At 42.0% G+C, this 2,909-nt stretch carries 2 protein-coding genes and 1 pseudogene; 1 reads left to right on the top strand and 2 read right to left on the bottom strand.

The features are described from left to right. Nucleotides 1-185: 185 nt before the first annotated feature. On the bottom strand, nt 186-1,055 hold the full coding sequence (locus ABEW34_RS31835; RefSeq protein WP_430165870.1) for an NmrA family NAD(P)-binding protein: 870 nt from the start codon (nt 1,053-1,055) through the stop codon (nt 186-188). A 147-nt stretch (nt 1,056-1,202) separates the two neighbouring features. Here ABEW34_RS31835 and ABEW34_RS31830 point away from each other — a divergent pair, with 147 nt between their 5' ends. Beyond that, nucleotides 1,203-1,805, top strand: coding sequence for a TetR/AcrR family transcriptional regulator (locus ABEW34_RS31830; protein WP_430165867.1), 603 nt, complete (start codon nt 1,203-1,205; stop codon nt 1,803-1,805). A 262-nt stretch (nt 1,806-2,067) separates the two neighbouring features. On the opposite strand, the pseudogene ABEW34_RS31825 reads toward ABEW34_RS31830, so the two are convergent. Beyond that, nucleotides 2,068-2,909 (bottom strand): annotated as a pseudogene (locus ABEW34_RS31825) (IS110 family transposase); the annotation flags it as partial.

Genomic DNA, 2,909 nt, shown 5'->3' with positions numbered 1-2,909 from the left:
TAGAAGTATGGACAGATTCGTAGTCCAATTTTCATCATCTGTGGTGCGGCGCTTGCGCAGCATGTGTGGCTAACGGGCAGGATAGTTCCAATCGTTCTAAAAAACTAAATGACCGTCCCCGGTTAAATACCGAGGAACGGTCGCAGATAAAATTATGTCTTTGTAATCACGCACTGAAAGGTTAGTCAATTTAGTTTCTGACGCGCCCATTCCGTCATGGTGGTTCCAGGACGTCCCAAAACCGTTAAGACGTCATCACGAACAACAGTTTGAGCAGTCATTTGACCTGCCGCTGCTAATTTCATCGTAATGACTGCGCTCTCCATGTAGGCACGTTCGGGAACTGTTGAAATCTGAGCAACATGCGCTTCCAGGCTTGCAGGATCGAGTGTAATACACTTGATCTCTTTCCCTGAGGCTTCAGTTAGAATGTTAGCGACCTCTGGACCCGTTAGTACTTCCGTGCTCAACCAGTAATTAGCACCACCATGTTTCTCAGGACCCTCTCGCAACACGGTAGCAGCGACAGCTGCAATATCTGCTGCGAATACCCATCCTTGCGGCATGTCTCTCCAGTTGACTGTGAAAGAACCCGTTTCCGTTATATTAGCGAAGACCGTGTCCGTAATGACATTAGGGTGCAGATGTGTCCAAGCAATTTTACTTGCTTCGATATACGTTTCTATAAGGTCATGCCAGATAAAATGGGGGATAATATCACGACGCGAGGTGAAGACACCTAGATGAACGATGTGACTTATGCCTGCATCGACCGCTGCGTCGACCAGTTGTTTACTTTGGATCAGCATATCAGCCGTGTAACCAGTTAGTAAAAATACCCGATCGACGCCCGCTAATGCTGAAGCGAAGGTTGTCGGCTCATTTAGGTCAAGTACAACGGCTTCACGGCCCTCAGTTTGCCACTTCTCAGCAATTTCCCGACGACTTGTCGCCAGACGAAGTACAATGCCCTCGCCGTTTTTATCGAATTCTTTGACTACTTTTGAACCTACGGTGCCGGACGCACCGATAATCAATACTCTTGGTGTTGTCATATAGAAGTTCCTCCAGAAGTTATTTATATGGAACGATGTAGTTCCGTAATAAAATAATAACAGAAGCAATTATAGAACGCAATAGTACCGAATTGTTGGGGTGAAAATTGTATGATATTATAAGTCAAGGAAGGTGGCTAAGGTTTTATGTCAAATGATAAACAGTACGAAACAGAAGAAAAAAGAGGGCGCCCTATAGATTTGTCACGGAACAAAGTAATTCTTGAAACAACTTTAGATTTGCTAGCAGAAAACGGATATGATTCATTAACAATAGATGCGGTTGCAATAAAGGCTAAAGTGGGGAAGGGTACAATTTATAGGCGTTGGTCTTCAAAAATGGAACTTGTAATTGACGCCGCCACTGTGATGAGTCCTCTCGAAATATCACTAATGAAATTGAATACAAATCAAGACTTACGTGGACAATTGATTGACCTGCTTTCTGTTATATTTCTGCAAGATAATATGAAATATCAGAAAGCCATGAATGCGATTTGTAATGCTGTTAATGAACAATTAGACAAAGGTATGCGTGAGGCTTTTTACAAGCGTTATAGAAACGTTATCGAATCGATTCTCGAACCTTATGTAAAAGAACATCGTATTACTGACGACGATTTAGAGCTAATTACAGATATTGGACCCGCCTTAGCCATGTATAACTATAGAAACCAGACTACTAGTGTTCCTTATGTTGAACGAATTGTTGATAAAATAATACTGCCAATAGTATTAAAACAAGTGTAAGTGATGGAATTACGCTTTGTGATTCATTTGTGACTCAAAGGAAAGAAAGTCAATGTGAATTCAGCCTTCCGCCTTGCCAACATTAAGCAATACCTATTGCGCTCCCATGAAAATTAAAGCCGAAGTAACTTAAAAAGACAATAGTTAATAAGACGTGGCTTATTCATTTTTAAAAAAGGGTGCAGCGCCTGGAATAAAAAAATGGGTATCTTGAAGAATTTAGGAAGCTCCTGTAATAGTCACAGAATAACCTAAGTTTTCTAGGTACCAGTTCTGCCCATGAACATAAATGCGCTGCACTGGGAAACTGCTTCTTAACATCCGTCCCCATTTCCGCGATGATCTGTTCGGCCATTCGCGTGGCGATACCAGGAATCGAATCTAAACGTTCGACGTCGTCATGAAAAGGAGTTACCCGCGTAGCAACTTCTTGATCCAGCAATATAATCTGTTCACTTAAAAAATCAATGTGAGTTAAAATGGTCTTAATCATCAGGCGTTGGTGAGGATTTACATAGCCTTGAAGAGCAAGTTCGAGCTCATCCTTTTTTTTCTTCATGGTGCGTCTAGCGAAATTTGCTAGTTTTTCGGGATCATCTTCACCTTCTGCAATGGCACGCAGCATATCACGAGAAGAAACGCCCATAATGTCAGACACAACAGAGCCGAGCTTAATATTAGCTCCTTCCAACACTTTTTGAATGCGATTGTGTTGTCTAGCCCTTTCTTCAATGATACTACGACGATACCGAACGAGTTCTCGAAGCTCCCGTTGATTTCGATCTGGAATAAAACGGGCTTTGAGGAGTCCATGACGAAGAAGTTTTGCAATCTATTCCGAATCTTTGACATCTGTTTTACGTCCGGGCAATGCTTTCATATGCTGAGCATTTACCACTAAAAATTCGATGCCTTCAGCTTCAAGCAGATTGACGATAGGTTTCCAAAAGACGCCCGTGCTTTCCATCGCAACGTGCGTACATTCAGATTGCTTAATCCAGTCAATGAGCTGTAATAGAAAAACCGTTTTCGTTGAAAACGTTCGAATCTCCTTTCCCTTCGACGTTAAAATACATGCTGTAATGTTATCCTTATGAATATCCA

The organism is Paenibacillus algorifonticola, assembly GCF_050481745.1.
In the GTDB taxonomy this organism is placed as follows: domain Bacteria; phylum Bacillota; class Bacilli; order Paenibacillales; family Paenibacillaceae; genus Pristimantibacillus; species Pristimantibacillus algorifonticola_A.
The sequence above is the reverse complement of the archived record's forward strand: the minus strand, read 5'-3'. Positions and strand labels throughout refer to the sequence as shown.